The sequence below is a fragment of the Variovorax xiamenensis genome (genome assembly GCF_050916385.1).
Classification (GTDB): domain Bacteria; phylum Pseudomonadota; class Gammaproteobacteria; order Burkholderiales; family Burkholderiaceae_C; genus Variovorax.
Map to the genome: position 1 here is coordinate 3,902,576 of NZ_CP139038.1, position 14,587 is coordinate 3,917,162.

General features: G+C 65.3%; 15 protein-coding genes. All 15 read right to left on the reverse strand.

The features are described from left to right. Window positions 1-9 precede the first annotated feature (9 nt). Window positions 10-732, reverse strand: a complete 723-nt coding sequence (gene rnhB, locus SFB74_RS17765; RefSeq protein ID WP_432725536.1) for a ribonuclease HII — start codon at window positions 730-732, stop codon at window positions 10-12. Continuing rightward, complete coding sequence (lpxB, locus tag SFB74_RS17770; RefSeq protein WP_432725538.1) at window positions 704-1,852, reverse strand: lipid-A-disaccharide synthase; 1,149 nt, start codon at window positions 1,850-1,852, stop codon at window positions 704-706. Before lpxB ends, rnhB begins: the two co-directional genes overlap by 29 nt. 10 nt (window positions 1,853-1,862) lie before the next feature. After that, a complete protein-coding gene (gene lpxA, locus SFB74_RS17775; RefSeq protein WP_432725540.1) occupies window positions 1,863-2,651 on the reverse strand; it encodes an acyl-ACP--UDP-N-acetylglucosamine O-acyltransferase in 789 nt (262 codons plus the stop codon). Window positions 2,652-2,682: 31 nt separating this feature from the next. Beyond that, window positions 2,683-3,132, reverse strand: a complete 450-nt coding sequence (gene fabZ, locus SFB74_RS17780) for a 3-hydroxyacyl-ACP dehydratase FabZ (protein WP_021007523.1) — start codon at window positions 3,130-3,132, stop codon at window positions 2,683-2,685. Window positions 3,133-3,155: 23 nt separating this feature from the next. Further along, window positions 3,156-4,133 carry a UDP-3-O-(3-hydroxymyristoyl)glucosamine N-acyltransferase gene (lpxD, locus tag SFB74_RS17785; RefSeq protein ID WP_432725542.1) on the reverse strand — a complete coding sequence of 326 codons (978 nt, stop codon included), beginning with the start codon at window positions 4,131-4,133 and terminating at the stop codon, window positions 3,156-3,158. 14 nt (window positions 4,134-4,147) lie between these two features. Next, window positions 4,148-4,693, reverse strand: coding sequence for an OmpH family outer membrane protein (locus tag SFB74_RS17790; protein WP_432725544.1), 546 nt, complete (start codon window positions 4,691-4,693; stop codon window positions 4,148-4,150). Beyond that, window positions 4,694-7,126 (reverse strand): outer membrane protein assembly factor BamA, encoded by a 2,433-nt coding sequence (gene bamA / locus SFB74_RS17795; RefSeq protein ID WP_432725546.1) that lies wholly within the window; start codon window positions 7,124-7,126, stop codon window positions 4,694-4,696. A 38-nt stretch (window positions 7,127-7,164) separates the two neighbouring features. Next, window positions 7,165-8,538, reverse strand: a complete 1,374-nt coding sequence (rseP, locus tag SFB74_RS17800; protein ID WP_432725548.1) for an RIP metalloprotease RseP — start codon at window positions 8,536-8,538, stop codon at window positions 7,165-7,167. A gap of 44 nt (window positions 8,539-8,582) precedes the next feature. Then, on the reverse strand, window positions 8,583-9,773 hold the full coding sequence (ispC, locus tag SFB74_RS17805; protein WP_432725550.1) for a 1-deoxy-D-xylulose-5-phosphate reductoisomerase: 1,191 nt from the start codon (window positions 9,771-9,773) through the stop codon (window positions 8,583-8,585). Further along, a complete protein-coding gene (locus SFB74_RS17810) occupies window positions 9,770-10,615 on the reverse strand; it encodes a phosphatidate cytidylyltransferase (RefSeq protein ID WP_432725552.1) in 846 nt (281 codons plus the stop codon). Before SFB74_RS17810 ends, ispC begins: the two co-directional genes overlap by 4 nt. 18 nt (window positions 10,616-10,633) lie before the next feature. Next, window positions 10,634-11,356 carry a polyprenyl diphosphate synthase gene (uppS, locus tag SFB74_RS17815; protein WP_432725553.1) on the reverse strand — a complete coding sequence of 241 codons (723 nt, stop codon included), beginning with the start codon at window positions 11,354-11,356 and terminating at the stop codon, window positions 10,634-10,636. An 8-nt stretch (window positions 11,357-11,364) separates the two neighbouring features. Then, window positions 11,365-11,925, reverse strand: a complete 561-nt coding sequence (frr, locus tag SFB74_RS17820) for a ribosome recycling factor (RefSeq protein ID WP_093202347.1) — start codon at window positions 11,923-11,925, stop codon at window positions 11,365-11,367. 11 nt (window positions 11,926-11,936) lie between these two features. After that, window positions 11,937-12,659, reverse strand: a complete 723-nt coding sequence (gene pyrH / locus SFB74_RS17825; RefSeq protein WP_093202350.1) for a UMP kinase — start codon at window positions 12,657-12,659, stop codon at window positions 11,937-11,939. A 96-nt stretch (window positions 12,660-12,755) separates the two neighbouring features. Next, window positions 12,756-13,679: a translation elongation factor Ts gene (tsf, locus tag SFB74_RS17830; RefSeq protein ID WP_432725555.1), complete on the reverse strand. Its 924-nt coding sequence runs from the start codon at window positions 13,677-13,679 to the stop codon at window positions 12,756-12,758. 81 nt (window positions 13,680-13,760) lie between these two features. Beyond that, on the reverse strand, window positions 13,761-14,513 hold the full coding sequence (gene rpsB, locus SFB74_RS17835) for a 30S ribosomal protein S2 (RefSeq protein ID WP_093202355.1): 753 nt from the start codon (window positions 14,511-14,513) through the stop codon (window positions 13,761-13,763). Between the last annotated feature and the right edge of the window lie 74 nt (window positions 14,514-14,587).

The window sequence follows — 14,587 nt, forward strand, 5'->3', positions numbered from 1 at the left end:
CTGAAAGATTCAGGGCGCGGCGCGAAGCTCGGAGCGCACAGCTTCGACGGCGCCGATGGCCATTGCGGCCTGCCCGGCGTCAGCCGGCAGCACCACGTTCAGGGTGCCTCCAGTGCGCGCAAGCGCCGCGGCCACCGGGCTGAAGGACTTCCGGTGGTGCACGCAGGCGCCGTGGCGCTGCAGTGCCTCCAGGTGCTCCGGCGTGCCGTAGCCCTTGTGGCCGGCAAAGCCGTAGTGCGGAAACTCGACATGAAGCTGCTCGCAGAGCCGGTCGCGATGCACCTTCGCCAGGATCGACGCGGCGGAAATCGCCTTGACCCGCGCGTCCCCCTTCACGATGGCTTCGGCCAGCACGTCGAGCGTGGGCAGGCGATTGCCATCGACCAGCACTTTCACCGGCTTGAGCCGCAGCCCCTCCACCGCCCTGCGCATCGCAAGCATCGTCGCCTGCAGGATGTTGTGAGTGTCGATTTCTTCGACGGTGGCCTGCGCGATGGAGCAGCACAGCGCCTTCGCCAGGATCTGGTCGTGCAGGCGCTCGCGTTGCAGGGCGGTCAGCGTCTTGGAATCTGCGAGGCCGCGAATGGGCCGGAGGTCGTCGAGGATCACGGCCGCAGCCACCACGGGCCCGGCCAAGGGGCCACGCCCCGCCTCGTCGACGCCCGCGATCAGGCCGGGTGCGTCCCACACCAGCGGGGCCTGCTCAGCCTTCAAGAACTTTCTGGATCGCATCGGCGCAAAGTGTGGGCGTGTCGCGCTGCAATTGCACATGCAGCTCTGAAAATCTTTGTTGCAGCGCCTGCGTCTTTTCCGGCGCGTCCAGCCAGGCCAGCGTGGCCTGGGCCAGCGCCTGCGGCGTGGCGGCCTCCTGCAGCAGTTCGGGCACGACGAAGTCGCGGCACAGGATGTTGGGCAACCCCACCCAAGGCTGCAGCTGCTTGCGCCGCATGAGGCGCCACGAGAGCGCGTTCATGTTGTAGGCGATGACCATCGGCCGCTTGAACAGCGCGGCCTCCAGCGTGGCGGTGCCGCTGGCGATCAGCGTGGCGTCGCAGGCGGCCAGCACGGCGTGCGACTGGCCGTCGATCAGCCTGACGCGGCCGGCCATGCCGCTGGCCTGGAGCAAGGCTTCGACCTCGGCGCGCAGGCCCGGGATGATGGGAGCGATGAACTGAAGCTCCGGCCGCGTCTTCTGCATCAGCGCAGCGGCGGCAAAGAAGCGGGCCGCCAGGTAGCGGATCTCCGAACGGCGGCTGCCCGGGAGCAACGCAACGACCGGCGCATCGGCCGCCAGTCCGAGCGCGGCACGCGCACCGGCCCGGTCAGGCACCATCGGAATCACGTTGGCGACGGGATGCCCGACATAGCTCGCGGCCACGCCCTGCTCCGCCAGCAAGGCCGGCTCGAACGGGAAGATGCACAGCACATGGTCGGCCGCCGCCCGAATCTTCTCGATGCGTTCGGGCCGCCAGGCCCAGATCGACGGGCAGACGAAATGCACCGTCTTCATGCCCTGGCTGCGCAGGCCGGCTTCGAGATCGAGGTTGAAATCGGGCGCATCGACGCCGATGAAAAGCTGGGGCCGTTCCTGCAGCAGCCGCGCCTTCAGCTGGCGGCGGATGCCGGCGATTTCCGCATAGTGACGCAGCACCTCGATGTAGCCGCGCACTGCGAGCTTTTCCTGGGGCCACCAGCTCTGGAAGCCATGGGCCAGCATTCGAGGACCGCCGATGCCTGCGGTCTGGAGATCGGGCCAGCGCGCCAGCAGGCCGTCGAGCAGCAGGCCCGCGAGCAGGTCGCCGGACGCTTCGCCCGCGACCAGCGCGAAGCGTCGCTGTCCGTCGTTCTGCATCGCCGTCACTTCAGCGCGCGATACCGCGCGTGGAGTTGGCGAGGAAGGCTTCCATCAGCGCGACGTCGCCGGCGGCTTCCGGCATTTCGGTCGCCAGCGCGGCGATGCCGGCGCGCGCCTCTTCGAGTGTCTTGCCCTGGCGGTACAGAAGGCGGTGCATCTGCTTCACCGCCGCAAGCCGCTCGGCGGAGAAATCGCGCCGGCGCAGGCCGACGATGTTGAAGCCGCGCACGGCCAGCGGATTGCCGTCGACCAGCATGAAAGGAGGCACGTCTTGCGTCACAGCGCTCGCGAAGCCGACCATGGCATGCGCGCCGACAGAGACGAACTGGTGGATGCCCGTGAGCCCGCCGACCGTGACCCAGTCGGCCAGGTGCACATGCCCGGCCAGCGTGGTGTTGTTGGCCAGCGTGGTGTGGTCGTCCACGCGGCAGTCATGGGCGATGTGCGTGTACGCCATGATCCAGTTGTCGTTGCCGACACGGGTGACGCCACCTGCCCCGGGCACGCCGAGGTTGAAGGTGCAGAACTCACGGATCACGTTGCGGTCGCCGATGACGAGCTCGGTCGGCTCGCCGGCGTATTTCTTATCCTGCGGAATGGCGCCGAGCGACGAGAACTGGAAGATCCTGTTGTCGCGCCCGATGGTCGTGCGTCCCTCGATCACGCAGTGCGCGCCGATGGTGGTACCCGCGCCGATCCGCACATGCGGACCGATGACGGTATAGGGCCCGACCGACACCGAGGCGTCGAGTTGTGCCTGGGGGTCGACGATGGCTGTCGAATGAACCTGGGTCATGCCTTGTGAAGATGCAACTGGCCGCGGCCGATCAGTTGATCTGGCGCATGGCGCACATCAGCGTCGCCTCGCAGGCGAGTTCGCTGCCCACCAGGGCCCGACCCTTGAACTTGGAAATGCCCGCCTTCATGCGCTCGATCTCGACCTCGAGCGTGAGCTGGTCGCCCGGCTCCACGGGGCGCTTGAAGCGGGCGCCGTCGATGGCGGCGAAGTAATAGACGGTGTTGTCGTCCGGGACGATGTCGAGCGAGTGGAACGACAGCAGCGCCGCGGCCTGGGCCATGGCTTCGAGCATGAGCACGCCCGGCATCACCGGACGGTGCGGGAAGTGGCCGTTGAAGAAGGGCTCGTTCATCGTCACGTTCTTGAGCGCCGTGATGCGCTTGCCCTTTTCCATGTCCAGCACGCGGTCCACCAGCAGGAATGGGTAGCGGTGAGGCAGCAGCTTGAGGATTTGATGGATATCGAGCGTCGTCGTCATGATTTTCTGGTCCTGCATCGTCGTCATTTTTTCGAGGGAGCCTTCTCCAGCGCCTTCAGTCGTTCGCGCAGGCTGTGCAACTGCTTGAGCGTTGCCGCATTCTTTTCCCAGCTCGCATTGTCATCGATGGGAAACATACCGGTGTATTGGCCGGCCTTGTGGATGGAACGGGTGACCACGGTCGCGGCCGACACGTGCACGCCGTCGGCGACCGTCAGGTGACCCAGCACGATGGCGCCGCCGCCGAAAGTGCAGTTCGCGCCGATGTTGGCACTGCCGGCCACGCCGACGCAGCCCGCCATGGCGGTGTTCTTGCCGACCCGCACGTTGTGGCCGATCTGGATCAGGTTGTCGAGCTTCACGCCGTCTTCGATCACGGTGTCGTCGAGCGCGCCGCGGTCGATGCAGGTGTTGGCGCCGATCTCGACGTCATTGCCGATGCGCACCGCCCCCAGCTGCTCGATCTTGATCCAGCGCCCTTCGTGCGGGGCCAGTCCGAAGCCATCGGCACCGATGACCGCGCCGGGGTGCAGCAGGCAGCGCTCGCCGACGATGCAGTCCTCGCTGACCGTCACGCGCGACTTCAGCACAGTGCCTGCGCCGACGCGGGCGCCCCGCTCCACCACGCACAGCGCGCCGATGCGCGCCGTGGCGTCGACCTGGGCTTCGGGGTGGATCACCGCGCTGGGATGGATGCGGTCGGCCTCCGGACGCGCGTGATGCGCCTTCCAGAGCTGCGTGAGACGGGCGAAGTACAGGTACGGATCAGGCGTGAGGATGTACGCGCCGCGTGCCGCAGCCGCCTCGCGCATGGCGGGCGACACGATCACGCAGGCAGCCTTCGAAGCCGCCAGTTCCTGCTGGTATTTGGGATGGCTCAGGAAGCTGAGCGCATCGGGCTGTGCATTCTGGAGCGGAGCAAGCCGCTCGATGGACAGCGCCGCATCGCCATGAAGCTCGCCCCCGAGGGCGTCAACAATGGCTCCGAGCTGCAGTGACACGCCGGTTCGCGGCGTTACTTGCCGGCCGCAGGCGCAGGAGAAGCGACAGACGCGTTCAGCGCCTTAATCACCTTGTCGGTGATGTCGTGCTTCGGATTGATGTAGATCGCTTCCTGCAGGATGGCGTCGTACTTCTCGGCCTCGGCCACCTGCTTCACCACGCGGTTGGCGCGCTCGTAGACCTGCTGGAGCTCTTCGTTCTTGCGCGCGTTCAGGTCTTCCTGGAACTCACGGCGCTTGCGCTGGAAGTCTCGGTCCTGGTCGACCAGGGCGCGCTGGCGGGCGACGCGCTGGGACTCGGACAGGGTAGGCGCCTCGCGCTCGAACTTTTCAGAAGCGGCCTTCAGGGCGTCGCCCTGCGCGGTCAGGTCTTTCTCGCGCTTCAGGAACTCCGCCTCGAGCTTTGCCTGGGCGGTCTTGGCCGGCTGCGCTTCACGCAGCACGCGGTCCGGGTTCACGAAACCGATGCGAAAGGTTTCCTGCGCCTGGGCGGGTGCCGTGGCAAGCGCGAAAGCGGGAATCAACAACGCGCCGGCCGCGGCGCGAATCAAATGCTTCATTTAGAAAGACGTTCCGATCTGGAATTGGAGGCGCTGAATTCTATCCTTCGGGATATAGCCTGCCGTGAACGGTTGCCCCACTTCCTTCTGGGACTTGATCGGGAAGGCGTAGGCAAGGCGCAGCGGGCCCAGCGGCGAGATCCAGCTGACGCCCAGGCCGACCGATGCGCGCAGCTTCTTCTCGGCCTTCCATTGCTCGTCGGACACGCCGGCGGCACGCGTGCCGAAGACGTTACCGACGTCGAAGAAGCCGTACAGACGCAGCGTGCGGTCATTGCCGGCGCCCGGGAACGGAGTGCTCAGCTCGGCATTGAAGATCGCCTTCTTCGTGCCGCCGATGGCCGCGCCCTCGCTCTGGAGGAACAGCGGCGCGTCACGCGGACCCAGCGAGTTCTGCTCGAAGCCACGCACCGAGCCCAGGCCACCCGCGTAGAAGTTCTTGAAGATCGGGTAGACCTTGTTGCCGAACGCCTTGGCGTAGCCGACTTCACCGTTGATCGAGAAGGTGTACTGCTTGTTGATCGCGAAGAATTGCTGGTACTGGTAGTTCGTCTTGACGTACTTCATGTCACCAGCGGCGCCCACTTCGAGGTTGGCGCGCTGCAGGCGACCGGTGGTCGGGATCAGCGCGCTGTCGCGGCTGTCGCGGCCCCAACCGACGCTCAGCGGAACGCCCCAGACACTCTTCTGGTCGCAACTCATCACCAGCAGGCCGGTAGCGTCCTTCTTGCACTGGAAGTAATTGAGATACGACGGCGGCGTGTACAGGCCGGAGAATGCGGTCGAGCTGTTCGGGTCGAACGCATAACGCTCGATGCCGACGCCGAAGAAGACGGTATCGACCTCGCTGAACGGCACGCCGAAGCGGACCGAAGCACCCTGGTTCACCAGCTTGTAGTCGCCATCGGTGGACGTCTGGTACGGACGCGTCGTGGTGTGGTAGATGCTGAACGTGCGCGAGATGCCGTCCGCCGTGAAGTACGGGTCGGTGGCCGTCAGCGACAGCGTGCGGTTGTACTTGCTGGTGTTGACCTGCACGCCCAGGAAGTTGCCCGAGCCGAACACGTTTTCCTGCGAGATGCCGAAGGTCAGCGCGACCTTTTCAGCGCTCGAATAACCGGCGCCGAGCTGCAGGCTGCCGGTGGGCTTTTCGGTCACGTTGACGGTCAGGTCCACCTGGTCGGGCGAGCCGGGCACTTCCTGCGTGTCGACATTCACCTCGGTGAAGAAACCCAGGCGGTCCACGCGGTCGCGCGAGAGCTTGATCTTGTCGCCGTCGTACCAGGACGCTTCGTACTGGCGGAACTCGCGGCGGATGACTTCGTCGCGGGTCTTGTTGTTGCCGCCCACAGAAACGCGGCGCACGTACACGCGGCGCGAGGGCTCGGCCTGCAGGGTGAGGGCCACGCGGTTGTTGACGCGGTCGATCTCGGGACGCGCCTGCACGCGTGCGAACGCATAGCCGAAGGTGCCGAAATAGTCGTTGAAGGCCTTGGTGGTCTCGGTGACCTGCTCGCCGTTGTAGGGCTCGCCCGGCTTGATGGTGATGAGGGACTTGAACTCGTCGTCGCGGCCGAGGTAGTTGCCATCGAGCTTGACGCTCGACACCACGAACTTCTCGCCTTCGGTGATGTTCACCGTCACCGTCAGGTCCTTGCGGTCCGGCGAGATGGCGACCTGCGTCGAGTCGATGCGGAACTCGAGGTAACCGCGCGTGATGTAGTACGAGCGCAGGGTCTCGAGGTCGGCGTTGAGCTTGGCGCGCGAATACTGGTTCGACTTCGTGTACCAGCTCATGAAGCCGCCGCTGTCCTGGTCGAACAGGCTCAGCAGCGTGGATTCGCTGAAGGCCTTGTTGCCCACCACGTGCACTTCACGGATGCGGGCGGATTCGCCTTCGGTCACGGTGAAAGTCAGATTGACCCGGTTGCGCTCGATGGGCGTGACGGTGGTCACGACCTGCGCGTTGTAGAGGCTGCGGCTCACGTACTGGCGCTTGAGCTCCTGCTCCGCGCGGTCGGCCAGCGCCTTGTCATAGGGGCGACCATCGGTCAGGCCCACTTCGCGCAGCGCCTTCTGCAGCGCGGCCTTGTCGAATTCCTTGGTGCCGACGAAATCGACATCGGCGATGGTCGGTCGCTCTTCGACGATGACCACCAGCACGTTGCCGTTCACGTCGATGCGCACATCCTTGAACAACCCCAGATCGAACAGCGCACGGATGGCGGCAGACCCGCGCTCGTCGCTGTAGGTATCGCCCACGCGCAGCGGCAGCGACGCGAAGACCGTACCGGCCTCGACGCGTTGCAGACCCTCGACGCGGATGTCGCGCACCGTGAAGGGTTCGACGGCCCAGGCGGCCGTAGCCGCAAGCGCACTGGCAACCACCGCGACAACGCTACGCAGGCGAAAGCGACTGAAGTTTTTGTTCATCTGTGAATTGAGCCGGCACGGAAAGGGCCGGCAGAAAGTTAACCAAAGAGCCGCGTGACGTCGTTGAAGAGTGCGACCGACATCATGACCAGCAGCAGGGCCACACCCCCGCGCTGAAGCCGTTCCATCCAGGCGTCAGAGACGCTCTTGCCGGTCAGGCCCTCCCAAAGATAATACATCAGGTGTCCTCCATCGAGGACCGGCAGCGGCATGAGATTGAGGACCCCGAGGCTCACGCTGATGAGCGCCAGGAAGACCAGGTACTGGGTGAAACCGAGGCTTGCGGACTTGCCGGCGTAGTCGGCAATCGTCAACGGACCGCTGAGATTCTTGATCGACGCCTCGCCGATGACCATCTTGCCCATCATGCGCACGGTCAACGCGGACACCTCCCAGGTGCGCACCACGCCGCGCCAGACGCCATCGACCACGCCCTGGCGCACGGTCACCATTTCGGGCGGTGCGCCAACGTAGGCGCCCACGCGCCCCACCTTGACGCCGCCCTCTTCCCGCACCTCGGGCTTCACGTCGATGGTGAGCGGCCGGCCGCCGCGCTCGATCTGCCATGCCTGCGTGCGCGGCTGGTCCCCGTCGACCGACGCCCGGATCGCTTCTCGCAGCTGCTGGCCGTCGATGATCGCCGTGCTGCCGATGGTGCGCACCACGTCGCCATTGAGCAGGCCCGCCGCCTCGGCCGCGCTGCCCTTCATGACTTCGCCGATTTCGGGTCGCGTGAGGGGCGCCAGCACACCGATCTTGCGGAACATCTGCGGATCGGCGTCCTTGGTCTCCATGCGGCTCAGCGGCAGCACCAGCTCGCGTGCGGGCCGGCCGCCCTCGCCTGCGATTTCGAGCGTCAGGTCGCGTCCATCGAGCGCGCCGCGCGTCATGCGCCAGCGCAGATCCTCGAAGGACTGGACCGGCGTCAGTTCGCCGTCGAAACCAGCCCGCGTGATGTGTTCGCCGCCCTTCAGTCCCGCCAATTCGGCAAGGGAGGCGGCCACCGGCCGTGCCAGCGTTGCGACCGGCTCCTGCACGCCGATCCAGTTGACCGCCGTGTAGAGCACCACCGCCAGCAGCAGATTGGCGATCGGGCCCGCGGCCACGATGGCCGCCCGCGAACGCAGGGGCTGGGTATTGAAGGCTCGATGCCGCTCCTCGGGTGCCACGGGGCCTTCGCGCTCATCGAGCATCTTGACGTAGCCGCCGAAGGGGAATGCGCCGATGACGAACTCGGTCTGCTGGCCCGGATGCTGGCGCTTCGGCTGCCATCGGAACAACGCCTTGCCGAAGCCGACGGAGAAGCGCTCCACCTTGACGCCACAAGCCACCGCGACGCGGTAGTGGCCGTATTCGTGCACCGCGATCAGGACACCGAGCGCAACGACAAAGGCTATGACAGTCAGCAGCATCGGAGTCCTTGCTTTTCGGGAGGGGCGTCAGTCAGATTGGAGCGTCAGGCAGCGAAACGCAGTGCCGCGGCATTGGCTGCCGCCCTGGCGCTGGCATCGATCGCCAGCAGGTCGGCCAGCGATGCCGGCTTGGAGGGAGCGACCCTTTCCAAAGTTTCCATGTTGACTGCATGTATGCAATCGAAACGCAGGCGGCGGTTAAGGAATGCTTCAACTGCGACCTCGTTGGCGGCATTGAGCACCGCCGTCGTGCCCGGCGCGGCGCGCAGCGCATGCCATGCCAAGCCCAGGCCGGGAAAGAGCGCCGCATCGGGCGATTCGAAGGTCAGCGAGCCCATCTGGCGGAAGTCGAGCCGCGCGGCGCCACTCTCGATGCGCTCGGGCCAGGCCAGGCCCACCGCGATCGGCACCCGCATGTCGGGCGTACCGAGCTGGGCGATGACCGACGCATCGGTGAACTGCACCATCGAGTGCACCACGCTCTGCGGATGGATGACCACCTCGATCCGGTCGGGCGAGACGCCGAACAGATGACGAGCCTCGATCACCTCGAGCGCCTTGTTCATCATCGTGGCCGAGTCGACCGAGATCTTGCGGCCCATGACCCAGTTCGGATGGGCACAGGCCTGCTCGGGCGTCACCGCGCCCAGCGTTTCCGGCGCACGGGTGCGGAAAGGACCGCCCGAGGCAGTCAGGATGATCTTGTCGATGCGCCGGTCCCAGGTGGACGGATCCTCGGGCAGCGACTGGAAGATGGCGGAATGCTCGCTGTCGATGGGCAGCAGCGTCGCCCCGCCCTCGCGCACGGTGCGCATGAAGAGCTCGCCGCCGACGACGAGCGCCTCCTTGTTGGCCAGCAGCAGCCGCTTGCCGGCGCGCGCGGCGGCCAGGCACGGCCCCAGGCCCGCGGCACCGACGATGGCAGCCATGACGGAATCGGTCTCGTCATGGGATGCTATCGTTTCGAGAGCATCGTCACCCATCAGCACGACAGTCTTCAGGCCGTTCTGCTGGAGCTTTTCGGCCAGCATCGCGGCATGCGGCGCACTGGCCATCACGGCGAACTTCGGGGAGAACTGAGCGCACTGCGCCAGCAGTTCGTCGACCTTGGTGGCCGCGGAAAGCGCGAACACCTCGAAACGCTCGGGGTGGCGCGAAATGACGTCGAGCGTGCTCACGCCGACCGAACCGGTCGAGCCGAGCACCGTGACACGTTGTCTTCTGGGTGAATTCACAGGAAAGCCAGCATCATGGCAATAGGAAGCGCCGGCAAGAGGGCATCCACGCGGTCGAGGACGCCGCCGTGACCGGGCAGCAGCCTGCTGCTGTCCTTGGCGCCGGCACTGCGCTTGATGAGAGATTCGACGAGGTCGCCCACGACACTCATGGCCGAGAGGAACAACGCGGCCAGCAGCAGCAGCCACCAGCCCCGCTCGCTGAGACGGGTATACAGGCTGGCCACCGTAGCGCCAGCGGCCTTGTCGGCCCAGACCCAGGCGAAGGCCAGCACCACCACGCCGATCATGCCGCCCCACACGCCTTCCCAGCTCTTGCCGGGGCTGATCGAGGGAGCGAGCTTGTTGCGGGTGAACTTGAGACCGAAGGCTCGACCGGCGAAATAGGCGAACACGTCGGCCACCCACACCAGCACGAGGATCGACAGCAGGAAGTTGATGCCGATCATGCGCGCCTGCACCGCCGCGAGCCAGGCCACCCACAGCGCCAGCAGCCCGCCGACCAGCCGCAGCCCGCGCGGGATGCGCGGCCAGCCGGGCACCGCCACGCGCAGCAGCGCCGCGCCGCCCAGCACCCAGGCCGCGCTGGCCAGGGTCCACATCAGGACAAGCGGCTGCTCCAGCAACCCGAGCCACCAGGAGAGCGCGCACAGCACGATCGTCTCCGCACCCAGGAAAAGCGACAGCCCCTGGCCGTAGCCGTTCAGGCGCCCCCATTCCCAGGCCGCGGCGCCGATCAGCACCAGCATGACGCAGCCGAACGGGATGTAGTTTGGGTAGAACAGCGCCGGCAGCAGGATCGCGAGGAGCACGATCGCCGTGATGATGCGTTGCTTGAGCATGCGGAGGCTGCCGGGCTGTCAGGCCGCGGCGGGAGAAGAGACTTGCGCCGAGGTCTGGCCGAAACGCCGCTCGCGGCCCTGGAACGCGGCAATTGCCTCGTCCAGCGCTGCCTCGTCGAACTCGGGCCACAGCTTGTCGCTGAAGAAAAGCTCGGCGTAGGCACTCTGCCAGAGCAGGAAGTTGGACAGCCGCTGCTCGCCGCCGGTGCGAATAAACAGGTCGGGATCGGGCACGTGGGCCAGGGCCATGGCGCGATCGAGGCTGAGCTCGGTGATGGCTTCGCCCTGTGCCGCGAGCTTCGCGGCGGCCTGCGCGATGTCCCAGCGGCCGCCGTAGTTGAAGCAGACGTTGAGCACCAGCCGGGTGTTGTGCGCCGTGGCGGCCTCGGCATCGAGCAGGCCGTTCACCATCTTGGGCGACAGGCCCGCGCGTTCGCCGACGAAATGAAGCCGCACGCCGTCGGCGCTGAGCTTGGGCACCTCGCGTGCGAGCGCGCCGACCATCAGCTCCATGAGCCCGGAAACCTCCTCGACGGGACGGTTCCAGTTCTCCGACGAGAAAGCGAACACGGTGAGCACGCCCACGCCGCGTTCGACGCAGGCCTTGACGCAGCGACGAAGCGATTCGACGCCCTGCTTGTGCCCCGCGATGCGGGGAAGAAAGCGCCGCGTGGCCCAGCGGCCGTTGCCGTCCATGACGATGGCAACGTGGTGGGGAATGTGCGGCGCTGAAGAGGCCATGGCAGGCCTCAAACGGCCATGATCTCCGCTTCCTTGGCCGCGACCAGGCGGTCGATTTCCGCGATGTGGCGGTCGGTGACCTTCTGGATCTCGGCTTCGGCGCGCTTCTGGTCGTCTTCCGACGCCAGCTTTTCCTTGACCAGCTTCTTGACCGACTCGTTCGCGTCGCGGCGCAGGTTGCGCGTCGCGATCTTGGCGCTTTCGCCTTCGTTGCGAACCAGCTTGGTCATTTCCTTGCGGCGCTCTTCGCTCATGGCGGGCAGCGGCACGCGGATCAGGTCACCCATCGAGGCGGGGTTCAGGCCCAGGTCGCTTTCGCGGATGGCCTTCTCGATCTTGGCGCCCATGCCCTTTTCCCAGGGCTGGACGCTGATGGTGCGCGAATCGAGCACCGACACGTTGGCCACCTGGCTCAACGGCACTTGCGAGCCGTAGTACTCGACGTGGACGGAGTCGAGCAGCGCGGAATTGGCGCGGCCCGTACGGATCTTGGTGAGGTTGTTCTGGAATGCGGCGAGCGACTGGTTCATCTTCGCGTCGGTCGCATTGCGGATGTCTGCAATGGTCATCTCAAATACTCCTAGGCATGCACCAGCGTGCCTTCGTCCTCGCCCATGACGACGCGCTTGAGCGCGCCATTCTTGAAGATCGAGAACACCTTGATCGGCAGCTTCTGGTCGCGGCACAGCGCAAAGGCCGTGGCGTCCATGATGCCGAGATTCTTCGCGATCGCCTCGTCGAAGGTCAGCGTGGCGTAGCGCGTTGCGTCGGGATTGGTCTTGGGGTCTGCGGTATAGACGCCATCGACCTTGGTCGCCTTGAGCACCAGCTCGGCACCGATCTCGGCACCGCGCAGCGCGGCGGCCGTATCGGTGGTGAAGAACGGATTGCCCGTGCCGGCAGCGAACACAACGACCTTGCCCTCTTCGAGGTACTGCAGGGCCTTGGGGCGCACATAGGGCTCGACCACCTGCTCGATGGCGATGGCGGACATCACGCGGGCCACGAGGCCCTGCTTGTCCATCGCATCGGCCAGGGCCAGCGAATTCATGACCGTGGCCAGCATGCCCATGTAGTCGGCAGTGGCGCGGTCCATGCCGACCGAACCGCCCGCGACGCCGCGGAAGATGTTGCCGCCGCCGATCACGACCGCCACCTCGACGCCCATGTTCACGACCTCGGCAACCTCCTGCACCATGCGCACGATGGTCGCGCGGTTGATGCCGAAGGCATCGTCGCCCATCAATGCCTCTCCCGACAGCTTCAACAAGATTCGCTTGTGGGCTGGGCGGGCATCAGACATGGGCAATTTCCTTTGGTTTGGGCGAGACGAGTGTAAAACGTGGCGATGAAAAAACGACGGCGCGCGCGAACGCACCGTCGTTGGAGCCGTAAAGGCTTAAGCGGCAGCCTTGGCTGCGGCGACTTGCGCAGCGACTTCTGCGGCGAAGTCGTCAACTTTCTTCTCAATGCCTTCACCCACCACGTACAGGGTGAAGCCCTTGATCGTGGTGTTGACGGCCTTGAGCATCTGTTCGACGGTCTGCTTGTCGTTCTTCACGAACGGCTGGTTGTGCAGCGAGACTTCCTTGAGGAACTTCTGCACGCCGCCTTCGATGCGCTTGGCAACGATGTCGGCCGGTTGCGGCTTCTTGCCTTCGGCTTCGGCCGTCTTGCGGTCTTCTTCCGCCTTGCCTGCAGCCACGGCGCGCTCTTTCTCGATCAGCTCGGCAGGCACGTCCGAAGCGGCAACCGACACGGGCTTCATGGCGGCGATGTGCATCGCGACGTCCTTGGCGGCGGTGTCGTCACCTTCGAACTCGACCATCACGCCGATGCGCGTGCCGTGCAGGTACGAAGCCAGCTTGCCGTTGCCGGCGAAGCGCTTGAAGCGGCGGAAGCTCATGTTCTCGCCGATCTTGCCGATCAGGCCCTTGCGCACGTCCTCGAGCGTGGGGCCGAAGCCGTCCTGTTCGTAGGCCAGGGCGCCCAGTGCGGCGATGTCGGCCGGATTCTTCTCGGCGACCAGCTTGGCAGCGGCGTTGACCAGGGCCAGGAAGCTGTCGTTCTTCGAGACGAAGTCGGTTTCGCAGTTGACTTCGATCATGGCACCGGTGTCACCGGCAACGTACGCAGCCACCACGCCTTCGGCGGTGATGCGGCTCGAAGCCTTGCCAGCCTTGTTGCCGAGCTTGATGCGCAGCAGCTCTTCGGCCTTTTCCATGTTGCCGTCGGCCTCGGTCAGGGCCTTCTTGCATTCCATCATCGGTGCGTCGGTCTTCGCGCGCAGTTCGCCGACCATGCTTGCGGTGATTGCAGCCATTTTGTATCTCCGTGAATTCAAAAAATCAGGTTAAAAAAAAGGGGCACCAAAGCCCCTTCTTCAGGCTCGCGAGCGCGCCAATCAGGCCGAGGCGCCCTCTTCGACTTCGACGAATTCGTCATTGCCTTCGGCGATGGCCTTGACCACGTCGCCGGTGGCGCTGTTACGGCCTTCGATGATCGCATCGGCGATGCCGCGGGCATACAGCGTGACAGCCTTCGACGAGTCGTCGTTGCCGGGGATCACGTAGTCGATGCCTTCGGGCGAGTGGTTGGAGTCCACCACGCCGATCAGCGGAATGCCGAGCTTCTTGGCTTCGGCCACGGCGATCTTGTGGAAGCCCACGTCGATCACGAAGATGGCGTCGGGCAGAGCAGCCATGTCCTGGATGCCGCCGATGTCCTTCTCGAGCTTCTCGATTTCGCGCGTGAAGGTCAGCTGCTCCTTCTTGCTCAGGCTGTCGAGGCCGGCTTCCTGCTGGGCCTTCATGTCCTTCAGACGCTTGATCGAGGTCTTGACGGTCTTGAAGTTGGTCAGCATGCCGCCGAGCCAGCGGGTGTCGACGAAGGGCACGCCGGCACGGCGGGCTTCCGCCGCCACGATTTCACGGGCCTGGCGCTTCGTGCCGACCATCAGGATCGTGCCGCGGTTGGCGGTGAGTTGCTTGGCGTACTTCATCGCGTCCTGGAACATCGGGAGCGACTTTTCCAGGTTGATGATGTGGATCTTGTTGCGATGGCCGAAGATGTACGGAGCCATCTTGGGGTTCCAGAAGCGGGTTTGGTGACCGAAATGGACGCCGGCTTCCAGCATTTCGCGCATGGTGGTGGACATTGAAATTACTCCAAAGGTTGGGTCTAAAATCCAGCCCGTTTTGCGCTCTTTGAATCGAGTCACAACACCTTGAT